General features: G+C 62.6%; 16 protein-coding genes and 1 pseudogene. 7 read left to right on the top strand and 10 right to left on the bottom strand.

The genetic code is table 11. The features are described 5' to 3' along the window. The first annotated feature begins 902 nt into the window (after positions 1-902). Together ABY42_RS16715 and ABY42_RS16710 are read left to right on the top strand one after the other, a co-directional pair. The gene (locus ABY42_RS16715) at positions 903-2,438 is read left to right on the top strand and encodes an alpha-N-arabinofuranosidase (RefSeq protein ID WP_050460183.1); all 1,536 of its coding nucleotides are present in this window, start codon (positions 903-905) and stop codon (positions 2,436-2,438) included. 78 nt (positions 2,439-2,516) lie between these two features. Beyond that, a complete protein-coding gene (locus ABY42_RS16710) occupies positions 2,517-3,851 on the top strand; it encodes a sialidase family protein (protein ID WP_050460182.1) in 1,335 nt (444 codons plus the stop codon). Between the two features lie 2 nt (positions 3,852-3,853). Here ABY42_RS16710 and ABY42_RS16705 read toward each other — a convergent pair whose 3' ends face one another. The 4 genes from ABY42_RS16705 to ABY42_RS16690 form a co-directional block, all read right to left on the bottom strand. Then, entirely contained in the window at positions 3,854-4,564 is a 711-nt protein-coding gene (locus ABY42_RS16705) for a hypothetical protein (RefSeq protein WP_050460181.1), read from the bottom strand. Next, a complete protein-coding gene (locus ABY42_RS16700) occupies positions 4,561-5,436 on the bottom strand; it encodes a carbohydrate ABC transporter permease (protein ID WP_004971711.1) in 876 nt (291 codons plus the stop codon). The genes ABY42_RS16705 and ABY42_RS16700 overlap by 4 nt, the downstream gene beginning before the upstream one ends. After that, positions 5,429-6,304: a carbohydrate ABC transporter permease gene (locus ABY42_RS16695; RefSeq protein ID WP_004971713.1), complete on the bottom strand. Its 876-nt coding sequence runs from the start codon at positions 6,302-6,304 to the stop codon at positions 5,429-5,431. The genes ABY42_RS16700 and ABY42_RS16695 overlap by 8 nt, the downstream gene beginning before the upstream one ends. A gap of 63 nt (positions 6,305-6,367) precedes the next feature. Beyond that, on the bottom strand, positions 6,368-7,747 hold the full coding sequence (locus ABY42_RS16690) for an ABC transporter substrate-binding protein (RefSeq protein WP_050460180.1): 1,380 nt from the start codon (positions 7,745-7,747) through the stop codon (positions 6,368-6,370). Between the two features lie 206 nt (positions 7,748-7,953). Here ABY42_RS16690 and ABY42_RS16685 point away from each other — a divergent pair, with 206 nt between their 5' ends. Continuing rightward, complete coding sequence (locus ABY42_RS16685) at positions 7,954-9,090, top strand: ABC transporter ATP-binding protein (RefSeq protein WP_081605168.1); 1,137 nt, start codon at positions 7,954-7,956, stop codon at positions 9,088-9,090. Positions 9,091-9,271: 181 nt separating this feature from the next. Here ABY42_RS16685 and ABY42_RS16680 read toward each other — a convergent pair whose 3' ends face one another. Further along, a complete protein-coding gene (locus tag ABY42_RS16680; protein WP_050460179.1) occupies positions 9,272-10,141 on the bottom strand; it encodes a fumarylacetoacetate hydrolase family protein in 870 nt (289 codons plus the stop codon). Positions 10,142-10,988: 847 nt separating this feature from the next. Here ABY42_RS16680 and ABY42_RS16675 point away from each other — a divergent pair. From ABY42_RS16675 to ABY42_RS16660, 4 genes and pseudogenes are all read left to right on the top strand, one after another. Further along, positions 10,989-11,637, top strand: a pseudogene (locus ABY42_RS16675) (bifunctional 4-hydroxy-2-oxoglutarate aldolase/2-dehydro-3-deoxy-phosphogluconate aldolase). 499 nt (positions 11,638-12,136) lie between these two features. After that, positions 12,137-13,090, top strand: a complete 954-nt coding sequence (locus ABY42_RS16670; protein ID WP_004971734.1) for an AEC family transporter — start codon at positions 12,137-12,139, stop codon at positions 13,088-13,090. A 927-nt stretch (positions 13,091-14,017) separates the two neighbouring features. Then, positions 14,018-14,428 (top strand): cupin domain-containing protein, encoded by a 411-nt coding sequence (locus ABY42_RS16665; RefSeq protein WP_004971736.1) that lies wholly within the window; start codon positions 14,018-14,020, stop codon positions 14,426-14,428. A 119-nt stretch (positions 14,429-14,547) separates the two neighbouring features. Continuing rightward, positions 14,548-15,381 carry a phosphoenolpyruvate hydrolase family protein gene (locus ABY42_RS16660; RefSeq protein ID WP_004971739.1) on the top strand — a complete coding sequence of 278 codons (834 nt, stop codon included), beginning with the start codon at positions 14,548-14,550 and terminating at the stop codon, positions 15,379-15,381. 84 nt (positions 15,382-15,465) lie between these two features. Here ABY42_RS16660 and ABY42_RS16655 read toward each other — a convergent pair whose 3' ends face one another. The 5 genes from ABY42_RS16655 to ABY42_RS16635 form a co-directional block, all read right to left on the bottom strand. Further along, on the bottom strand, positions 15,466-16,728 hold the full coding sequence (locus tag ABY42_RS16655; protein WP_050460178.1) for an outer membrane protein assembly factor BamB family protein: 1,263 nt from the start codon (positions 16,726-16,728) through the stop codon (positions 15,466-15,468). A 222-nt stretch (positions 16,729-16,950) separates the two neighbouring features. After that, the gene (locus ABY42_RS16650; protein WP_004971743.1) at positions 16,951-17,694 is read right to left on the bottom strand and encodes an ABC transporter ATP-binding protein; all 744 of its coding nucleotides are present in this window, start codon (positions 17,692-17,694) and stop codon (positions 16,951-16,953) included. Beyond that, positions 17,691-18,449, bottom strand: a complete 759-nt coding sequence (locus tag ABY42_RS16645; protein WP_004971745.1) for an ABC transporter ATP-binding protein — start codon at positions 18,447-18,449, stop codon at positions 17,691-17,693. Before ABY42_RS16645 ends, ABY42_RS16650 begins: the two co-directional genes overlap by 4 nt. Beyond that, the gene (locus ABY42_RS16640) at positions 18,449-19,591 is read right to left on the bottom strand and encodes a branched-chain amino acid ABC transporter permease (RefSeq protein ID WP_004971747.1); all 1,143 of its coding nucleotides are present in this window, start codon (positions 19,589-19,591) and stop codon (positions 18,449-18,451) included. The genes ABY42_RS16645 and ABY42_RS16640 overlap by 1 nt, the downstream gene beginning before the upstream one ends. Beyond that, positions 19,588-20,529, bottom strand: a complete 942-nt coding sequence (locus ABY42_RS16635) for a branched-chain amino acid ABC transporter permease (protein ID WP_004971749.1) — start codon at positions 20,527-20,529, stop codon at positions 19,588-19,590. Before ABY42_RS16635 ends, ABY42_RS16640 begins: the two co-directional genes overlap by 4 nt. Between the last annotated feature and the right edge of the window lie 177 nt (positions 20,530-20,706).

Genomic DNA, 20,706 nt, shown 5'->3' with positions numbered 1-20,706 from the left:
TGCCATCATTTTTCATCTAGCTTTGATAACTTTAACCGCGAATCTCGCCTCCCGAGTTAGAACTCTTGTGTACGCTTGGAAGCCACGGGTCACCGACCAGTTGGACATTCCGACTTCTACCTGAGCTTACGCGATGACCCCGCTTTCGCGTTTCCCCCAACCGAGATATTGTTCTCAATACCAGAAAAATTAGCAAAACTTGCTCAGGTGTACGGGTTGAAACGCAGGAGTGTAGTGTCACTGAGTCGGCCACCTCCCTCTCCGTAAGCAAAAGCGCAGACTGACCCCGTCTGACGACGCTCCAGGAACACAGTCCGTGTTGCAGTCTGGAGACAATTACAGGGACGGAACTACTGTCTCCGTGAACTCGGATGCGCGATCGAGGACGAACGCCCGGAAGGCCCGCCGTATCGAACTCTCTGTTAAATCGGCCCGATAGTGTTCTGGGAACGGGTCGTATTTCGGCGTCGGCCGGTCGCGCCAGCGGCGATAGATTTCACGGGGAACTCTCCGGACGGAGTGCCGGATACGGCCAACGTCGCCGAGCTAACGGAACTAACTATTCACTACTATGCCCACGAGTTATTTGATGCTGTTCAGTATGCCGGAACAACATGCCGGATTCCTCGAACCCGCCCGGAGAGACCGGTTTCGTAGAGTATCCGCTGCTACCCTGATGTAGATTACACATTTAGGTTTGTAATCATTGTGCGCGGAACGATATTCACTCGTTCTGAAATAGGGAACCTTTGAGAGATCGCAATGAACGCGTTACTGACGGACTTGAGGCACCAGCGCTTCGACCTGCGCCCATCGCTTAACTGGATGGTTCGGCATCTGACCTCGTGCAAACAGGGAACAAGGCACAATAGTTATTTAACCGGGTACTGATGAGAGAACGTATGCAGAGTGAAGTACGCGTTAGCAGTCAGGAGCCGATAGACCACATCTCGGAGAACATCTACGGTCACTTCGCCGAACACCTCGGACGGTGTATCTACGGCGGTCTCTGGGTCGGCGACGACGATAGAGTCGAGACCGAGGACGGCATCCGAATGGACACCGTCTCGCTGCTCCGCGGACTGAACATGCCGGTGCTCCGTTGGCCGGGTGGCTGCTTCGCCGACGATTACCACTGGGAAGACGGTGTCGGCCCGCGAGAGGACCGTCCTCGCCGACGGAACCTGTGGTGGACGCAGGGGCGAGAAAACGTCCCCGAGGAGTCCAACGAGTTCGGGACAGACGAGTTCCTCCGACTCTGCCAACTCCTCGACACGGACCCGTACATCGCGGTCAACGTCGGGTCGTCGACGCCGCAGGAGGCGCTCGACTGGATCGAATACTGCAACTACGGCGGCGACACGGAACTCGCCGACAGGCGGCGAGAGAACGGGCAAGAAGAGCCGTACGGGGTGAAGTACTGGGGCATCGGGAACGAGAACTGGGGCTGTGGCGGTCGGTTCGCGCCGGACGAGTACGCCGACGAGTACCGCCGGTTCGCGAACTACTTCAACGGCTTCGACAAGCTGATGAACGAGGACTCGACCGAATTCATCGCCTGCGGGCACCTCACGGACGACTGGAACAAGGTCTTCTTCGACAGCCTCAACGGCGGGATGGAGTTCGGCCCCGGTTCGTTCCTCGGCATGGGGTCGCCGTTCAACCTGATGGACCACTTCTCCGTCCACCGCTACTATCAGGCGGGCGGTGACACCGACTTCACCGACGAGCAGTACTACAAGATTTTCGCGCGCGCACAGAAGGTCGGTGGCGACATCGACCGAGCCGCCGAGACGATTTCGGAGTACGTTCCGGAGGGAGAAATCGGAATCATCGTCGACGAGTGGGGCGTGTGGCATCCCGAGGCGAGAAGCGACAACGGACTGGAGCAGGAAAACACGGTCCGAGACGCGCTGACGACCGCCGGCGTGCTCGACCTCATCCACGCGCGGGCCGACGTCGTCTCGATGGCGAACATCGCACAGCTCGTCAACGTCCTGCAGTGCCTCGTCCAGACCGACGAGGAGGACGCCTGGCGGACGCCGACGTACCACGTCTTCGACCTGTACGAGAACCACGTCGGCCAGACGGCGCTCGAAACGAGCGTCGACACGGAGCAACGCGAAATCGACGGCGAGGACCACGACGTCCCGATGGTCTCGGCGTCGGCTTCTGAAGGCGACGGAGAGCTGTTCGTCACGGCCTCGAACCGCCGCCACGACGAGGCCGAACTGCTCACCGTCGACGTCGGGTCGTCGGCGTACTCGGTGTCCTCGGCCACCGTCCTGTTCGAGGGGAACGACATCCGGGAGTACTCGACGAAGGAGAACGCGGAGTCGTTCGAGGCCAGCAACCTGGCAGTCACCGACGAGGGCGACGGAACTATCACGTTCGAAGCGCCGCCGGCGTCCGTCGTCGGCCTGACCCTGACGGAGTAACGGAGCCGCCGTCGTTCTTTTTCGAGTTGACAGCGGGGATACAGTTATTATGGTGTCGTGTGAACACATAGCAGCGTCATGAGCGAACGCGATTCCATCCGCCAGCACAGCCGCCGGAAGTACCTCGCCGCGGTCGGAGCCGTGGGGGCCGCAGCAGTCGGGTCCACCGGCGTTATCGCGGGCAGCGGCCGCGACGACGAACAGACAGACGTCGAAGGAACGCTGTACTCGCCCCCGTCGGACGCGCCCGTTCCCGGGTCGCTGTATCCCCGAGTCACGCGACTGAAACACGGGTCGGGAAAGGGCGGCGAGAAGCAGTTGCTCGCGACGTTCGAGTTCTACCCGTCGATGAGCGGCGGGTCGGAGCCGTATTTCCCCGTCTACCGGAGTACTGACGGGGGACGAACCTGGTCGAAGTTCTCCGAGATTCACGACACGAGCGGGAAGGGCTGGGGGCTTCGATACCAGCCGACCCTGTTCGAACTCCCGCACGCGGTCGGTCCGTGGCCGGCCGGAACGGTCCTCGCCGCCGGGAACTCCATCCCGATCCTCGACGACCCCGAAGACGTCCCCGAGGGCGAGGTCGGCGAACTCGGCGAGACGAGCATCGACCTGTACGCCAGCACAGACCGCGGGGCGTCTTGGGAGTTCGTGAGCACCGTCGTCACGGGCGGCAAGGCCGTCCCCTACGACGGGAACAGCCCCGTCTGGGAGCCGGAGCTTGGGCTGGACGACGACGGGAATCTCGTCTGTTACTTCGCCGACGAGCGGATGGGGAGCGACGACGACTACAATCAGCTGGTCGCGTACAAGGCCTCCGAGGACGGCGGCCGGTCGTGGGGCGACGAGCAGTTCGTCGCGGCCATTCCGGACGAGACGACGCGCCCGGGGATGCCCACCGTCACCCCGCTGCCCAACGGCACGTACATGATGAGCTACGAGGTCATCGGGCCGGACTACCTGTACGGCGAGGTCCACGTCAAGACCTCGCCCGACGGGCGCGACTGGGGCGACCCGACGGACGCGGGAACCCTCGTCTCGACCGCCGACGGCCGGCGGTTCATCAACGGCCCGTACGTGACGTGGACCCGCGCCGGCGGCAAAGACGGGACGATACTCGTGTCCGGAAAACAGCTCGTCGACGGGAACCGCGAGCTCGCGGAGGGGAACGGCGAGGTCGTGCTCGCGAACTCGAACCTCGACGGGAGCGGCGACTGGGAGGCGGTCGACGCCCCACTGTCGTTCGAGACGGAGGGCGACCTCGGCGGTCGGGCGTTCGTCGGTTGGACGACACCGCTGCTGCCCTCACGCCACGGAGATGAGCTACTGCAGCTCACGTCGGTCGCGGACGGGCCGAACCTCTGTGAGATCAGTTACGGCGTCCAGTCGCTAAAACTCGACGACGGGACGTAGCGTCACCGTCGAAACGTCGCGGAGAAATCGTTTCGCAGACTCTCACCGGAGACTGGGCGGTCGGTCGGAGCGGTCGAGTCCGCTGCGTCGGCCGCGTCCTCTTTTCGGTCGCGCGTCTGGGCGGCCAGTTCCGTGTGGAACGCGGCCACGAGCGCGGGAAACACGAGCGGGAGTGCGACCGTCAACACCGAACACACGACGAGTAGCGTCGCGGTCACGACACCGACCAGTACCGTCGCCACCGGCCGCTCGACGGACCACCGGTATCCGTCGGTGACAGCGTCGAACGCGTCGTCACCCTGCGCGAGCGCGACGAATGCCAGCGCGAAGACGACCCACGCGTGGTACGCGAGATAGAACCCGACCATCCCGAGAACGCCCGCGAGCGCCGACCCGGAGGCAGCGAACCGGCCGAGATAGAAGACGGCGAGAGCCGGGAACGCCACCATGAGCCCGCTGAAGAGGAACGCGTCGAGCCAGTAGTTCGAGAGCGTCGCTCTGACGGCGTCGCGGTCGATGTGACCCTGTTCGCGGACGGAGGCGACGGCGCTGTAGACGCCCAACGTCGCCGGGCCGAGCGTGACCAGGGGGATCGATGCGAGTACCCAGCCGACGCTGATGGCGACCATCTGAACCGGGTGATGGAAAACCGTTCGGACCGCGGCGACGAGCGCGCGGTGGACGCCGACGGTGCCGTCCGCTGACTCGCTCATCCCGTCGCGCCCTGCATCTGCACTGCTCGCACGATCTGTCCCTGGAAGATGAGGTAGATGATGAACAGCGGCAAGGACCCCAGAATCGCGACGGCCATGTGGAGCCCGGGCGTGTCGATGTTCCCCTGATAGAGGTTCACCAGTCCGATGGGAAGCGTGTACGCCGTCTCGTTCGACAGCACGAGCAGCGGCCAGAGGAACGCGTTCCAGTTGTAGACGAACATGAACAGCGCTAGCGCCGAGAGAATCGGCTTCGCGAGCGGGAGGATGATGCGGGTGTACACCTGGAACGTGGTGAACCCGTCGAGCCTCGCCGCCTCCTCGTACTCGACCGGAATGTCCTTGAAGAACTGGTAGAGGAGGAACACGCCGAGCGGACTGGCCACGGCCGGCAGTATCACACCCCAGTAGGAGTTGATGAGGCCGAGGTCCGAGACGATTTGGTACAGCGGAACGATGTTCATGTAGTACGGAACCATGAAGCTCGCGAGGATAACCCCCATAACCAGCCCCTGTCCGGGCCAGTCGAGCCGCGTGAGCGAGAACGCGACCATCGAGTCGATGACGACGATGAGCAGCGTCGCACCGGCGGCGATGATGAAGGTGTTGATGGTCCACTCCACGACGAGCGTGTTGTTCAGTAGGTACTGGTAGTGTTCGAGCGTTATCGGCTCGCCCGCGAGCGGCGGTATCCAGTAGGGTCGCGGGTCGCGCAACAGCTCGGTCGGCTGGAAGGACCGAGAGAGCGTGTACAGGTACGGGACCGCCATGAGAACGGCGAGGCCGTAGAGGAACGCGTGAAGCAACACGTTCCGAACCGTGTCGCCGTTGAGCCGCGCGCGTATCGAGCTCTGCGATGTCGTTTCAGTCATTTGAGTCACCGATTACTTTGAAGTTCACGATTGCGATAATGATGAGGATTGCGACCAGCACGTACCCCATCGCCGCGCCGTAGCCGAACTGCTGTTGGGAGAAGGCGCTCCGGTACAGATAGTAGACGAGCGTGTCCGAGGTGTCCTTCGGGCCGCCCTGCGTCATCACGTACGGCTGTGCGAACACCTGGAACTGGAGGATGAACTGTACCATGACCACGAACACGACCGAGTTTCGCATCTGGGGGAGCGTGATATCCTTGAAGGCCCGCCAGCCGGTCGCACCGTCGAGGCGTGCGGCCTCGTAGAGCCGTTCGGGGATGCTCTGTCGGGCCGCCAGGAAGATGACGAAGTTGAACCCGACCAGCCACCAGACGGTCATGAACGCGAGCGCCGCCATGACGAGGTCCGGCGACGTGAGCCATCCCGGCGGGTTGTCGATGAAGAAGCCGAGATAGTAGTTTATCAGGCCGTAGCTCTGGGAGTACATCTGTCCCCAGACCAGCGTCACGACGGCGACGGTGAGGACGTACGGGCTGAAGTAGATGGCCCGGAGCGTACGCTTTCCGGCTACGTCTCGGTTCACGCCGAGCGCCATTATCAGCCCGAGGATGACCAGCGCTGGAACCGAGATGGCGACGAAGAGGAGCGTGCCCTCCATGGCGTTGTAAAACACCGGGTCGCGGAACAGTTCCACGTAGTTCTGGAGGCCGACCCACTCCGTCTGGGTGAGGTCGAACTTGTTCGGGTACGTGTGGAAGCTCATGTAGAGCCCCTTCAGGGCCGGCCAGATGAGGAACACCGTGAACACGGCGAGGTACGGAATCGACCACAGGACGCCCTCGATGGTCTCCTTGCGGAGACCCATGACTGTCTTGCTGTTCGTCGCGTTCTCACCTCCCATAATGCGTTCTGTTATCCCCATCTTCGATTACTCCGAGATGCCGTTGGAGACCGTCTGGATTCCGGAATCGATGGCTTCCTGTGGCTCAGAGTTCTGCGCCCAGATGTCGACGAGCCACGTGTACCAGTTCTGCGCGTTCGGGTCGCCGTTCGGGACCTTCGGGTGGTAGAAGTAGTCGCCGTCTTCGGCCATCTCGACGTACTTGTTGAGCGTCTTGTCGTAGTACGGGCTGTTCTGGAAGGCGTCGGACTCGTAGATGCTGTTCGCGGCGGGCAGGTGACCGGCTTCGGCACCCCACGAGGGGTTCTGCGTCGTCATCCAGTGGGCGACTTCAGCGGCGATCTCGGACTTGGCGTCACTCCGACCCTGCTTCTTCGGGAGGACGATGGAGTGGCCGTCCGCCCAGACTTTATCCTGCTGTTTGTTCGGGGCGACGGTCGGCTCGAAGAAGCCCCAGTTGAGTCCGTCGACGTTCGCTAAGGCCGCCACGTACCATGTCCCGTTCATCGCCATCGCGCACGTCCCGTTCTGGAAGGCGTTGTTCCCCCAGTTGGCCTCGCTCGTAGGCTTCGACCAGCCCATCTCGCCCGTCATGTCGGAGAACAACTGGGCGACGTTCTGGCCGGCCTCGTTGTCGAACGTCGGGTTCCACTCCTCGTCGTACAGGCTCCCACCCTGCTGTTTGACCCAACTACTCCACACGCGGTACGAACCGAACCCGTCGTTGTACGGCGACTGCGTGAACGCGTGGGCGTCAGTATTCTCGACGACCGCGTTACCCGCTTGCTGGAACTCCTCCCAGTTCGTCGGTGGGCTCTCTGGGTCCAGGCCGGCCTGCTCGAACAGGTCCTTGTTGTAGTACACGCCGAGGGGATGCATGTCCATCGGCAGCGCGTTCACGTTGCCGTCGACGGTGACGAGGTCCCAGTGGCTCGCGGTGTAATCGCTCTTGATCGACGCCGTATCGGCGTAGGTACCGATCGAGTCGACACCTCCGCTCCACGCCCGCAGATACGCGGCGTGCATGATGGCCATGTCGGGTGCCTCCCCACCGGAGAGGGCGGTGAACAGCTTGTTGTAGTACTCGTTCCACGGCGTTCGTTGTCGATTGATGGTCACCTCCGCGTCCGTGTCGAGCGGCTGTTCCTCGTTGAACTTGTTGACGATGCTCTCCATGATCGGGCCTTCGCCACCGCTGAACAGCTCCCAGAAGGTGATTTCGTAGGACTCGCTTCCCGTGTTGCCGGTACTGCCGCCGTCGCTGTTGTCACCGTTACCGCTGCCGCTTCCGCTGTCTCCACCGTTGTCGCCGTTGCCGGCACAGCCTGCGAGTGCGACGGTCCCCGCGACTCCGGCAGATTTGATAAACTTCCGACGGGTACTGCTAGTGATAGCTTCTCGAACCATGTGTCACATGTACATGCTGGGGTACGGATTAAACTATTTTCCGTGACTAATACTGCCGGTAGATGAAGCCGGACACATCACCCGTTCGTCTGCCCGTCGTGGCGGTGCGGAGAGTTCCGTTCAGAATGCGCTCGCGTACCCCAATGATGCAGCCTTGACCGGAAGTAACCACAACTATTATTAGTTCTCTTGGCAACCCACGCACTATGGGTACTGTTAGCATCGAAAACGTGCGGAAAGTCTACGGCGGCGACTCGGATATCGTCGCTGTCGACGACATCAGCTTCGAGATAGAAGACGGGGAGTTTCTGACTATCGTCGGTCCCTCGGGTTCGGGCAAGTCGACGTTGCTCCGTATGATTGCGGGTCTGGAAGATATCACAGAGGGGACGATACGTATCGGAGACCGGGTCGTCAACGGCGTACAGCCGCAGGACCGCGACGTCGCAATGGTGTTTCAGAACTACGCGCTGTACCCGCACATGACCGCGCGGAAGAACATGAGCTACGGGTTGCAGTTGACGACCGACCTCCCCGAAGACGAGATCAACCGACGGGTGATGGAGGCGGCGGAGATGATGGGTGTCACGGACCAACTGGACAAGCATCCCGGGAACCTCTCTGGCGGTCAGCAACAGCGCATCGCCACGGGCCGCGCCATCGTGCGCGAGCCGTCCGTCTTCCTGTTCGACGAGCCGCTCTCGAACTTGGACGCCAAGCTCAGACTGCACATGCGGACGGAACTTCAGCAGTTACAGGACACGCTCGGGACGACGACGGTGTACGTCACGCACGACCAGGAGGAGGCGATGACGATGTCCGACCGCATCGCTGTCGTCGACGGCGGCGAACTCCAGCAGATAGGGACGCCCGAGGAGATATACAACGAACCTCGGAACCTGTTCGTGGGCGACTTCGTCGGGAACCCGCCGATGAACCAGTTCGAAGTGCGGCTGTCGGGCACGTCGCTGGTCGCCGACGGCTTCAGTTACGACCTCTCCGAGAGGGTCCTCGAACACATCGAACAGTACGCCGACGGAGTGGACGAGTTCGTGCTCGGTATCCGCCCCGAGAACATCACCCTCACAGACAGCGACGAACCCAACGCGGTTCGAGCGTACCTCGACGTCCGCGAGCCGGTGGGGTCGGACAACTATCTCCACTTCGACATCGAGGGCGAGGAGTGTTGGGTCCGCGTGCCCGGAGACGTCAAACCCGACACGAACCAGGAGCTATCGCTCGCCTTCGACGAGGAGCGGCTGCATCTCTTTCGGCAATCGGACGGCATCAACATTCTCGCTCAAGAGGAACCGTCGTTAGAGGCGGCGGCGGCTGAACAGTAGTAGTGTTTTCGCGGAGCGAGACGCGAGCGACGCGTCGGTGAGATTCGTCGGTGAAGGCGGGAGTCGGAACTACGGTTCGACTCCGACGGGGAGCGGCGACGCCATCGATGCCTCTATCGGTCTCCGTCGGTCCACCCCGTCGGCAGACTGAACTCTTCGAGGCTGTCGGTGGGTGTGGAGTTCATACGGTGGTGACGCCGTTCGAGAGGGTGCCGATATCTTCGACGGTGATGTCGACGCGGTCGCCTTCTTGGAGGTCGAACGGCTGTTCGGGGACGAGCGAGGTACCCGTGAGGATGACCGCAAGTTCGGGGACCGTGTTGTGGCGCGTGAAGTACGACACGAGTTCCTCGCAACTGCGGACCATCTCGCTGGTGTTCGTGGCGTCGTCGTAGATGACCTCGCCGTCACGCTCGATAGTCATGCTCATCTCCAACTCGTGGGGGTCGTCGATGTCATCGGGCGTGACCACGCACGGCCCGAGCGAACAACAGCGGTCGTAGACCTTCGCCTGCGGCAGGTACAGCGGGTTTTCGCCCTCAATCGACCGACTGCTCACGTCGTTGCCAACAGTATACCCGACGATTTCGCCACGCCGGAGGACGATACCGAGTTCGGGTTCGGGAACGTCCCACTCGGAGTCGTCCCTGACGCCGATGGCGTCGCCCGGTTCGACCGTCCGAGACGGTGTAGCCTTGAAGAAAATCTCCGGCCGGTCGGCATCGTACACGTCGTAGTACATGTCCGGCATGGAACTCTCTTCTTCGCGCGCCTGCTCGCTGATCTGGTAGGTGACGCCCGCCGCCCAGACTTCTTCGGCGTCAACTGGGACGGTCGTGTGCTGGTCGACGAACTTCTCGTCGACGACATCGGCGTTTTCGGAGAGTTCGGCGGCGAGTCGGTCGATTGGGATTCGGGCGATACCGGCCACCCGAGCCAAATCCCCGAACGTCCGGAGATCCTCGTCGGCGCTCGTGAGGTCGTACGTCGTGGAGTCGCGAGTTGCCGTGAGACAGCGCTCTCCCGACACCTCAAGCTGGTGGTACTGCATTCGAACCCTGGTTTATAACCAAATCTAATAAAATTATGTTCTGTGGTGTCCCACACCACACGTTGTCTCCGCAGTCCGGGTGACGAACGCTCACGTTCTGAATCACAGAATAGATTCGTCCCGGGTCGTCGACTCGGCGGAACCACCTGCAACGAACTGGCAGAAGATGTCGGTTGATGCTGAAAAATGTAGTTACGTTGTACATCCGTAAACGTGAACTCTGATATGGATGTTAGAACGAGTATACACTCTTCCCCTCCCATCGGATGGCGTGGTGCTGTCAGCCGTGTCTGTGTTCGGGTATCATTGGTTCGAGCCGTTTATCGAACCGAACACCGGTGGTTAGAAATTAATAAGGTATTCTTGATTTCAGAATGACGTGTCCCGAAGCCACGCTGATATCCTCCGTGTCAGGTCTGAATAACCCCGTTTCTGAACCAAACCATTACAGTCGTAGTATTGTATGGAAAATCTCGTTCGAACTCACAACTGGCCGTGAAGCGCCTATAGAGGACCGACGACGCCATCTTTTAAACGACGTTCTCTAGTTTGGAACATAGTCTCGAATATCGGTGTCTGTCTGTCGACGATCGGATCACGGGTCGCCCTACGTGCCCCGAAGGGGACGTTCCACTTGAGAGCCAGTGGTCGCGTGAGCAAATTCGGCGACGAAGGACGCGGGGCCGAAGTCGGTAGCGAAGTGCGCGGTCCGAACTGTGTGCCCGTGTCGTTGAGTTACGGCCCACTTGGGGGCGGCCGCCGCGGCTTGCCCTCTGCATCCGACGGTGTTTGCTGCAGTACACCCTCGAACCCCGAAGGCTAAGCGGTGGGCCGTCCTGCTACGAGCATGGTCGCTTCCACCGCTCAGCGAATCGCGGAGTCGGGCATCGTCGCAATCATCCGCGGGACCGACCCTGAGACAGCAGTTGAGACGGTCGATGCGCTCCGCCGCGGCGGTGTCTCGACGGTCGAGATAACCGCAAACACCGAGGGCGTCCTCGACATGATTCGAGACCGTGTCTGAGTCGTTCGCGGCCGACGAGGTCACCGTCGGCGCGGGGACCGTCCTCGACGCGGCGACGGCGCGGGCGGCGACCCTCGCCGGTGCGGAGTTCATCGTCACCCCCTCCTTCGACGAGGGCGTCGTCGAAACCGCGAACCGCTACGGCGCGCCCTCGCTCGTCGGTATCTCTACGCCGACCGAAGCCGTCAACGCCTTCGAAGCCGGCGCGGACATGGTGAAAGTGTTCCCCGCCGGCACGCTCGGACCGGGGTTCGTCTCGGCGCTCGGTGGCCCCCTCGGCCACATCCCGACCGTCCCGACCGGCGGGGTCGGACTGGACAACGTCGGCGAGTTCTTCGATGCGGGCGCGACGGCCGTCGGCGTCGGGAGCTCCATCGTCGACACCGAGGCCATCGCTTGCGGCGAGTTCGACGGTATCGAAGCGAACGCCCGCGCGTTCAGCGCGGCCGTCGAGGCCGCCCGAACCAAGTAAGTTGGCGTGTCCGAGGTGCAGGGAGGGCTCCCGATGGGTCTCAGCTCTCATTTGAATTGTATACTTGTAGAAACATCGTTGGTCTATCCAGAAGAATTTGAAAATTCTGAATAATCTGAATATTCTAAATAATCTTGCATTTTGTGGAATAGCCGAGATTGAGGCGTTACTACTTGCTTTCCGTATTCTATTTGAGGATAGATATTACTTATTGGAGATCGATACGAACCAACCGATGCCATTCGCCATCTGATTATGACTTTTATTCGAACTGTAGTTGTATATATTAAGCACAACCGACTGCGTGTCTTCGGAAGCGACCGTCCAAATTCTGACGTCGGTCGTCCTCGTCGGCAACGGTCTCCGACCCCGCACGTAACCGTCTCCGATACTATTTATACCAGAAGCAATATGGAAGTGACATGAGCCGACAGCGACAGCGCAGAGTCTCAGTCGACCCCGTCCGACCGCCGAACCGACCCTCCTCGGGGGGCCAACTATGTCGTTGACGGGGGCGTTCACGAACGCGATTCTCCCGATTCTCGGCGTCGCCGTCGTCGGCTATCTCCTAGCACGAACGACGGACATCGACGTCGGGCCGATAAACACGCTCGGATTGTACGTGCTCATCCCGGCGTTGGCGTTCCACAGTATCGCCACGACGACCCTCGACGGCGGTGAAGTGCTCAAACTCGGCGTCGGCGTCGTCGGCTACGCCCTCCTCATGATTGCTATCGCGTGGGGCGTCGGCCGGCTCGCGGGCGAGTCGGGGCCGCTCCTCGGCGCGCTCATGCTGGCGGCGGCGTTCCCGAACTCGGGCTTCGTCGGTATCCCGCTGTCCGGGTTCGCGTTCGGCGAAGTCGGACGAACGACCGCCGTCATCTACCTCACCATCCAGAACCTCGTGGTCTACACCCTCGGCGTCTACATCGCGTCCAACGGCTCCGACAGCGGAGTTCTCGACGCAGTCACGGAGATATTCCGTCTCCCTCTCCTGTACGCCATCATCGCCGGCGTCATCGCCCGCGCGCTCGGTCTCGTCCCGCCGGCCGATTCGGCGCTCATGGAGACCGTCGGACTCGTCGGCGACGCGTCGATTCCGGTCATGTTGCTCATCCTCGGCATCCAGCTGGCTGAGACCAACGTGTCCGTGATATCGCGGTCGCTCGCGCCGACGGCGCTGAAACTGGTCGTCGCGCCGCTCGTCGGGTTCGGACTCGCGCTCGCGCTGGGGTTCAGCGACCCGACCGTCGCGAAGGTGTTCGTCCTTGAGTGTGCCACTCCCGCCGCGGTCATCCCGCTGGCGCTCACCATCGAGTACGCCGACGAGACGGCGGTCGACGGCATCACCGCCCCCGAGTACCTCAGCACGACCATCTTCACGACCACCGTCGCCAGCGTCGCCGTCCTGACCGTTCTCGTGGCGGTCTTGCAGGCGGGCGCGCTGTTCTGAGTAACCTCGGGACGGCGGTATTCGGGCCCGCTATCGACGAACGCTCTAGATTCACATTTCGAAAGCACCGTTTCGGACGCCCCGCCCACTTCTCGCGTGAACCTCGAACGAGGGTCTCGCGGCGCGCCACGGAGTCGCGCTGGTTGTTGTCTCGTAAACGCGGCGAGCCGTAGCGGCAGTCGTTTCTCAGACGGAAGTCAGGAGCGTGCCAGCGCCACGAAGCCGCTCGACACTCCGCGGGACGGTACAGCGTAGAACCGACTGGTGGTTCCACTGCGGTCTTCTCCACGTCTCGTAAACCGCGAATGACGGCACATTGAATTACAATTATAGGACTGTAATGAATTTGTTACAGATGTATGCCTGTAATCTCGACTGAATATGGGGGTCGAGCGCCGACTCCGAGGGACACCGCACTCGCGTTTGTACGCCTCCATTCTCGATATGAAAATGAGCGTTTAGCGGCCGTCCCGTTCGTCACCCCGCGACTCGCTCTCGATACGAGAACGACGGTCGTGTTGCCGGTCGTCATCCACGTCGCCCGCGTGAGGCGAACAGCCTCCCGGGCTCGACGAGGTGGATAATCTCCCGTACGCCGGTCTGATTACGCTCGGTCTCGGGGCGTTCACGGTTCGGTCACCGGTGGGGACGTTCACGCTCTACTCGGCGATTATATTGGTGTATTAATAATTTACAACACGCAAACGGAGTGCTCCGTCCGCGCGGGTACTGACGGTTCGAACCGGAGTGAACCGGCGTTTGAGGCTATCTGTTGCCGGTTCTGTGGCGAACCTCGCTCATTTCGGCTCGACATCGTCGTTTTCCTCTCGAAAATGCTTGAGCACCCTCGTTGGCGTCGGCGGGTTCTCTGACCGCGTTCCGACCACCAAAATATTTAATAATTGATACTGTTTGACTCAACACGTCATGGTATCCGAAAAGCGGTTCGTCCAGGCGGACGACGTAGAGACGATTCAATTGGACTGGGGCACGCTGAAGTGGATGAACACACCCGAGGTCACCGGTTCCGAGGGGTTCAGTGCCGGCGTCGTGTTGCTTGAACCCGGGAAGGGCCACGAGCGACACACCCACCCCGATAGCGAGGAGATACTGTACATCCTCGGCGGCGAGGGCGAACAGACCATCGAGGACGAGACGCGGACGGTCAGCGCGGGCGACATGGTTCACATCCCCAGCGGCGTCGAACACAGCACCATCAACACGTCGTGGGAGCCGCTTCGGTTCCTCGCGGTGTACTGCCCGCCCGGCCCGGAAGCCGTGATTCGCGAGGACGACGACGCGACGGTCTTCCCGCCCGGCGAGTTCCCGGACAACTGATTCGCGCGGACGAGCGCCTTCGTATCGACGCCGTTTCGGTCGCGTCGCTCGCCCGACGCCCGGCCGCCGGTCGATTCTTCCGAAATATTAAAGTCGTATGCGATGGCCTGTCAACTCGGATGAAGTATACTCGTGCTGAATCACTCGACCGTATCGAATCCACGATCGAATCCGGCGACCCCGTCATCGGCGCCGGTGCCGGAACCGGCATCTCCGCGAAGTTCGCGGAACGCGGCGGCGTCGACCTGCTCATCATTTACAACTCGGGACGCTACCGGATGAACGGTCGGGGCTCGCTGGCCGGTCTCCTGCCGTACGGCGACGCCAACGAAATCGTCGTCGAGATGGGCCACGAGGTCATCCCGGTCGTCGAAGACACGCCGGTACTCGCCGGCGTCAACGGGACCGACCCCTTCCGCGAGATGAGCGTGTTCATCGAAGACCTGCGCCGTCGCGGCTTCTCCGGCGTCCAGAACTTCCCGACCGTCGGACTCATCGACGAGGACAGCAGCTACCGGAAGAACCTCGAAGAGACCGGTATGGGCTACGACAAGGAAGTCGAGATGATTCGCGAGGCGAGCGAGCAGGGTATGCTGACGTGCCCATACGTCTTCACCGAAGAGCAGGCCGAAGCGATGACCGAGGCCGGTGCCGACGTCATCGTCTCCCACATGGGGCTGACGACCTCCGGCGACATCGGCGCGGAGACGGCGCTCGACCTCGACGACGCGGCCGAGCGCGTGCAGGCGCACCACGACGCCGCCAAGTCGGTCCGTGACGACGTTCACGTCATCTGCCACGGCGGCCCCATCGCGTGGCCCGACGACGCGGAGTACGTCCTCAACAACACCGAGGGCGTCGTCGGCTTCTTCGGCGCGTCGAGCATCGAGCGCCTCGCCACGGAGGAGGCCATCGAGAATCAAGCGCGCAAGTTCAAGGAAATCGACTTCTGAGGGCTTTCGAGACGTTCTCGTTCGAGCGATTGCTACCGCTGCGGTGACTAGGTCGTCGCGGAGGCGGTCTCGCGTACAGTCGGACTACTCGACCGCGTACACCTTCGCGTCGGTTCCACCGAAGTACAGTCGCCCGTCGACGAGCGCCGGGCTGGACCCGACGCCACGCCCGTCGATTTCCATGAACCACTCTTCTTGCCCGTCGGTCGTGATGGCGTGGACGCCGACGCCGTCGCCGTCCGACTGCCGGTGCGTCCCGACGTAGAGCGTGTCCTCCGTCAGGACGGGACTGCTCCCGACCTCCAGCGCGGGCGTCTCGAAGCTCCAGTTCTCGGTGCCGCTCTCGCGGTCGAAGCGGAACACCTTCGCGTGGTTCGTCGTCGGGTCGTCGAGCGTGTTGTACGGCGTGTGACCGACGTAGACGGCCTCCTCGCCGACCGCGACGGAGCCCGAGATGTATCGACCTGCCGTGTCGGCGAGCCACTCTCGCTCGCCCGTCGCCGCGTCGGCGGCGTGGACGTTGCCGTTCCAGTCGGTGAAGTACACGGAGCCGTAGGCGACCGCCGGGCTCGACCATATCATATCGCGGGTCTCGTACCGCCACTCGACCTCGCCGGTCGAGCGCGACAGCGCGTACAGCGCCTCGTCCGAGGAGCCGACGTACACGCGGTCGTCCGTGACCGCCGGACTGCTGACGACCTCGTCGCCGACCTCGTACTGCCACTCCGTCTCGCCGGTCTCCGCGTCGAGCGCGTACACCCACCCGGACTCCGAGACGTTGGCCTCCTCCGCGTACCACGCGCACGCGAGATTGTGACAGCCGACGCCGGTGTAGACCGTCCCGTCCCAGACGGTCGGGCTCCCTCGGATCAACCCGTCGAACGCCCGGGACCAGCGCTCCTCGCCGGTCTCGGCGTCGATGGCGTACAGGTGTTTGTCGTACGACCCGATGTAGACGATACCGTCGGCGTAGGCCGGCGTCCCCTCGATTCGATGGTCCGCCTCGAAGGACCAACGGTCCTCGCCGGTCTCCGCGTCGAGCGCGTACAGGGAGCTATCGGCGCTCCCGATGTAGACGGTGCCGTCGGCGACGATTGGACTTCCCCAGAACGCCCCGTCGGCCTCGAACGTCCACTCGACCGAGGGCTCCGAGTCGAGCGGGGACACGTCGCCGATGTAGCCGGTGTTGTACCGCCCCCCGCGGAACGTCGGCCACGAGGTGACCGGCTCGGACACGGGGTGACTCTGCGACGTAGACGCGACCGGAGGTCGCTGACAGCCCGCGGCGAACGTGAGCGCGGACGAGGAGAACGCGGCGAGAAATCGTCGTCGGTTGGTCCGTTTCATGTCCCGTGTGTTCGAGTGTCACGAAATAATATTGTCGACTGACTGACGGCGACCGGGGTGAAAAAGCGACCTCGAACTGCGAGACTGAGCGCCGGGGCAGGAACCGGAACGGGAGCCGAACGAGAGCCGCGGAGAACATCGGAACGAGAACGGACCGAAACGGAAGCGAGGTGGGAGAGAAAGAGCGCGTCCGTCGCGCCGAGGGGCGCGCGTTCGGCGCGGTCAGACGACGAGGTACTCGTCGAGGTCTTCGGATTCGAGTTCGTCCACGGTACCCCTGTAGACGATGTCGCCCTGGTCGAGCACGTAGCCGCGGTCCGCGATGCGGAGCGCCTCACGGACGTTCTGCTCGATGAGGAGCACCGTCAGCCCCTGGTCGGCGATTTCGGCGACCGAGTCGCCCACCGCCTTGACGATTTGCGGGGCCAGTCCCTCGGTCGGTTCGTCCAGCAACAGCAGCTTCAGGTTCGGGAGCCTGAGCGTCCGCGCGATGGAGAGCATCTGCTGTTCGCCGCCCGAGAGCGTCCCGGCCTGTTGGGTCCGCCGCTCGTCGAGCCGCGGGAACAGGTCGTACAGCTCGTCTATCGACATCGTGCTCTCGCCGCCGCCGAGACCGCCCCGGCGGATGGTGTTCCACCAGCCGCGGGTGATTTTCGACATCTCGAGGTTCTCCTCGACCGTCAGTTCGGAGAACAGCCGGCGACCCTCGGGAACGACGCCGATGCCGCCCATGGCGATGTTGTCGGCCGGCCAGTCCGTGATGTCGTCGCCGTCGAACCGAATCGAACCGGACCGAATCGCCGGCGGTTCGGTCCCGGCGATGCTGCGGACCGTCGTCGTCTTCCCCGCGCCGTTGCGGCCGAGGAGCGTGACGACCTCGCCCTCGTCGATGCCGAGCGAGACGCCGCGGAGGATGTGGCTCGGTCCGTAGTAGGCGTGCACGTCGTCGAGTTCGAGCAGGCTCATTGTTCCCCACCTCCGAGGTAGGCCTCGCGAACGGCCGGATTCTCCCGAATCTCCTCGGGGGTGCCCTGCGCGATGAGCCGTCCCTGGTGGAGCGTGAAGATGCGGTCGGACACGTCGAAGACGATGTCCATGTCGTGTTCGACGAGGAAGATGGTCATCCCCCAGTCGGCGAGGAGGTCGTGGATGAGGTCGACCGTTATCTCGGTCTCCGTCGGCGACATGCCGGCGGTCGGCTCGTCCATGAACAGCAGGTCCGGGTCGGTCGCGAGCCCGATGGCGACCTCTAAGCGCCGCTTGTCGCCGTACGGGAGCGAACCGGCTTCCATGCGGGCCTTCGAGTCGAGGCCGATGGTCTCCAGGATGTCGTTCGTCCGCGCTTGGACCTCGTCGAACGAGTCCCGCCGGCGGAAGAAATTGACCCGGAACGAGCCGTGTTCGGCCGCGAACGACGCGACCTGCACGTTCTCGCGCACCGTGAGTTCCGGGAGAATCGACGCCGTCTGGAACGACCGGCCGACGCCGAGTTGTGCGATTTCGAACGGCTTCATGCCGACGAGTTCGTTCCCGGCGTAGAACACCTCGCCCTCGGTCGGGCGCAGCCGACCGGTGATGGTGTTGATGAGCGTGGACTTGCCAGCGCCGTTCGGGCCGATGAGGGAGACGAGTTCGCCCTCTTCGACTTCGATGTCGACGCCGTCGAGCGCCGTGAGCCCGCCGAACTCCTTGGTGAGCCCGTGGGTTTCGAGCAGCGCCATCAGTTCTCACCTCCCGAGGAGTCGCCGGTCGAGTCGCCACCCGTGAGGGAGTCAAGCAGTTCTCTGGGTTCGCGGAGCGCGCCGGTGAAGGCGGTCGTCATCCCCCAGATACCGTCGCGGTAGACCCACACGACCGTGGTAAACGAAAGCGAGAGCAGGAGCAGCCAGTAGTTGCCGAGCGTCGGGAAGCCGTTGACGATGCCCTTGAAGTAGAAGAACACGAACGTCCCGATGACCGGCCCGGCGAGCGTGCCGAGGCCGCCGAGGACGGTCATGACGACGACGTCGCCGCTGACGGACCAGTAGAGTCGCTCGACGCCCGCGAACTGGGTGTTGACGGCCATCAGGCCGCCGGCGAGGCCGACGATGGACGCAGAGAGGAGGAACGCCGCGAACTTGTAGCGCCAGACGTCGAGACCGACGAACGCCGTCCGCGTCTCGTTCTCGCGAATCGCCTTGAAGATGAGCCCGTAGGGCGACTTGCGGATGCGCGTGATGGAGGCGACGACGGCGACGAAGAAGACGCCGACGAAGAGGTAGAGGTTGTTCACGATGAGTTCGCCGAGGAGGCCGCCGTACTGGTGTTCCAGTTCGAAGAACCCGAGAACGGGCGACCGCGGCACTTCGAGCCCGTTTATGCCCTTGGTTATCTCCACGAGCGGTTCTCGGGCGAGGAAGTAGAGGAACTGGCCGATAGCCAGCGCCACGATGGAGAAGTACACCGTGTGGAGGCGCAGGAGAATCAGCGCCGCGACCGCCCCGAGGGCGACCGCCGCCAGCGTCCCGACGACGATGACCGCCAGCGGGTCGTTGTACACGTGAATCGCGAACAGCGCCGAGGCGTAGCTCGCGGTCCCGAAGAACATGGCGTGCCCGAACGAGAGGAGGCCGGTCTGGCCCAACAGGAGGTTGAACCCGAGCGCGAATATCGACCAGATGAGAATCGTAACCGCGAGTCCGTGATACCCCTGGAAGATATCCGAGACGACCGGTGCGCGGCCGAACGCGTACGAGAACGTCAGGACGAACAGCACCGACGACAGGAGGACGAACGACTCGGTGTGCTTGATTCCGTCCCAGGTGTCCCAGCTAATCAACGACGATTCTTCGTCTACGGTCTTGTGGATGTTGTCCGTGCTCATTGTCCAATCTCCGCCGAGGGGAAGATACCGCTCGGCCTAATCGTCAGCACCACGATGGCCAGCAGATAGATACTGGCCTGCGTCATGCTCGGTTCGAGTTCCGTCGCCACCGCGAAGGTGAGCCCGGCGAGCAGCGCGCCGACGACGGTCCCGCGCAAACTGCCGACGCCGCCCATGATGACGATGACCAGCGACGGGATGATTATCTCCATGCCGATTTCGGAAGTCACGTTGAACAGCGACCCGCCGAGGACGCCGGCGAGTCCCGCGTAGGCGGCACCGACGGCGAATATCAGGAGGAACGGCCTACCGACGCGGATGCCGAGCATCTGCGTCATCTCGGAGTCTTCGGTCCCCGCCCGCACGGCCAGCCCGTAGTCGGTGTATTTGAAGAACGCGAAGATACCGGCGACGAGCAACAGCGTGAGCGCGACGACGAGGACGCGTATCGTCGAGGCCGCGCTCATCCCCGGCGGCGTGCCGATGACGGGAAGCGAAATCGCGCCCGTGAGCCACTCGGGCCGGGGGTAGATGGTCCCCGTCCGGCCGAAGAGGATGGCGACCAACTCTTGAGCGGCGATGAGGATTCCGAATGTCACCAACAGCTGGTCGAGAAGTTCTCGCTCGTAGAACGGTTTTGCGATCCAACGCTCCATCGCGACGCCGAGGACGAAGATGACGACCGGCGTCAACACGAGCGCGGGTATGAACCCCCAATCGAGTCCGACCTGTCCGAAGTCGCTCAACAGTCCGCCGTACTGCTCGCTCGACGCGATGAGGAGCCCGATGTACGCGCCGCTCAAGTAGAGGACGCCGTGAGCCATATTCACGTATTTGAGCGACCCGAACACGATGGACAGGCCGACCGCGACGAGCAGGTACAGCGATGCGACGCTCAGCGCGATGAAGAGGAACCCGACGATGCTGTCGATATTCATCGTTTCCACCTCGGTACAGATGTGAGTAAGCACTTCATGGTGTGCACGATTATTCATGAATTCTTCAGTATGTTAATCTTGTGTTTCGCTGACTTCTGGCATGCCAGCGGGCCGCTCTCCGGGTTCGTCGGGGGCGGTCCCGGATGTCGGCGCGGCGCGAATGCAGTCGAGCGGGAG

The sequence above is a fragment of the Haloferax gibbonsii genome, from assembly GCF_001190965.1.
Taxonomy (GTDB): Archaea; Halobacteriota; Halobacteria; order Halobacteriales; family Haloferacaceae; genus Haloferax; species Haloferax gibbonsii.
The sequence above is the reverse complement of the archived record's forward strand: the minus strand, read 5'-3'. Positions and strand labels throughout refer to the sequence as shown.

What these genes read in the sequence shown, in the direction of transcription:
- ABY42_RS16635 (WP_004971749.1), bottom strand. Translation starts at nt 20,529, where the DNA reads ATGAATATCGACAGCATCGTCGGGTTCCTCTTCATCGCGCTGAGCGTC.
- ABY42_RS16695 (WP_004971713.1), bottom strand. Translation starts at nt 6,304, where the DNA reads ATGGGTCTCCGCAAGGAGACCATCGAGGGCGTCCTGTGGTCGATTCCG.
- ABY42_RS16700 (WP_004971711.1), bottom strand. Translation starts at nt 5,436, where the DNA reads ATGACTGAAACGACATCGCAGAGCTCGATACGCGCGCGGCTCAACGGC.
- ABY42_RS16710 (WP_050460182.1), top strand. Translation starts at nt 2,517, where the DNA reads ATGAGCGAACGCGATTCCATCCGCCAGCACAGCCGCCGGAAGTACCTC.
- ABY42_RS16680 (WP_050460179.1), bottom strand. Translation starts at nt 10,141, where the DNA reads ATGCAGTACCACCAGCTTGAGGTGTCGGGAGAGCGCTGTCTCACGGCA.
- ABY42_RS16640 (WP_004971747.1), bottom strand. Translation starts at nt 19,591, where the DNA reads ATGAGCACGGACAACATCCACAAGACCGTAGACGAAGAATCGTCGTTG.
- ABY42_RS16715 (WP_050460183.1), top strand. Translation starts at nt 903, where the DNA reads ATGCAGAGTGAAGTACGCGTTAGCAGTCAGGAGCCGATAGACCACATC.
- ABY42_RS16690 (WP_050460180.1), bottom strand. Translation starts at nt 7,747, where the DNA reads ATGGTTCGAGAAGCTATCACTAGCAGTACCCGTCGGAAGTTTATCAAA.
- ABY42_RS16660 (WP_004971739.1), top strand. Translation starts at nt 14,548, where the DNA reads ATGAAGTATACTCGTGCTGAATCACTCGACCGTATCGAATCCACGATC.
- ABY42_RS16705 (WP_050460181.1), bottom strand. Translation starts at nt 4,564, where the DNA reads ATGAGCGAGTCAGCGGACGGCACCGTCGGCGTCCACCGCGCGCTCGTC.
- ABY42_RS16665 (WP_004971736.1), top strand. Translation starts at nt 14,018, where the DNA reads ATGGTATCCGAAAAGCGGTTCGTCCAGGCGGACGACGTAGAGACGATT.
- ABY42_RS16645 (WP_004971745.1), bottom strand. Translation starts at nt 18,449, where the DNA reads ATGGCGCTGCTCGAAACCCACGGGCTCACCAAGGAGTTCGGCGGGCTC.
- ABY42_RS16655 (WP_050460178.1), bottom strand. Translation starts at nt 16,728, where the DNA reads ATGAAACGGACCAACCGACGACGATTTCTCGCCGCGTTCTCCTCGTCC.
- ABY42_RS16650 (WP_004971743.1), bottom strand. Translation starts at nt 17,694, where the DNA reads ATGAGCCTGCTCGAACTCGACGACGTGCACGCCTACTACGGACCGAGC.
- ABY42_RS16685 (WP_081605168.1), top strand. Translation starts at nt 7,954, where the DNA reads ATGGGTACTGTTAGCATCGAAAACGTGCGGAAAGTCTACGGCGGCGAC.
- ABY42_RS16670 (WP_004971734.1), top strand. Translation starts at nt 12,137, where the DNA reads ATGTCGTTGACGGGGGCGTTCACGAACGCGATTCTCCCGATTCTCGGC.